The sequence below is a fragment of the Fructilactobacillus sp. X2R5C2 genome (assembly GCF_059901375.1).
Genome location: NZ_JBWXUX010000009.1, coordinates 1 through 428, shown reverse-complemented (window position 1 = coordinate 428; position 428 = coordinate 1). Strand labels below are relative to the sequence as shown.

The following is a 428-nucleotide window of genomic DNA, read 5'->3' as shown; positions in this document are numbered from 1 at the left end:
CGAACACAGAAGTTAAGCTTCAGCACGCCAAGAGTAGTTGGGGGATCGCCCCCTGCAAGGGTAGGACGTTGCCACGCGATTATTCCGGCATAGCTCAGTTGGTAGAGCACCTGACTGTTAATCAGGTTGTCGACGGTTCGAGCCCGCCTGCCGGAGTACTATGGAGAGTTGTCCGAGCTGGCCGATGGAGCATCATTGGAAATGATGTAAACGGATTAAAGTCTGTTTCGAGGGTTCGAATCCCTCACTCTCCGTATATTTTTTTATAATATGACCCGTTGGTCAAGTGGTTTAAGACACTGCCCTTTCACGGCAGTAACATGAGTTCGAATCTCGTACGGGTCATTTATTTTGGAGGATTAGCTCAGCTGGGAGAGCATCTGCCTTACAAGCAGGAGGTCACAGGTTCGATCCCTGTATCCTCCATA

At 49.8% G+C, this 428-nt stretch carries 4 tRNA genes; all 4 read left to right on the top strand.

Going from position 1 to position 428, the window contains the following annotated elements:
• Positions 1 to 83: 83 nt before the first annotated feature.
• Positions 84 to 156 (top strand) — tRNA-Asn (locus AC6UD2_RS06735).
• Between the two features lie 6 nt (positions 157 to 162).
• Positions 163 to 254 (top strand) — tRNA-Ser (locus tag AC6UD2_RS06730).
• Between the two features lie 18 nt (positions 255 to 272).
• A tRNA-Glu gene (locus tag AC6UD2_RS06725) sits at positions 273 to 345 on the top strand.
• Between the two features lie 8 nt (positions 346 to 353).
• A tRNA-Val gene (locus tag AC6UD2_RS06720) sits at positions 354 to 426 on the top strand.
• The last annotated feature ends 2 nt before the right edge of the window (positions 427 to 428 follow it).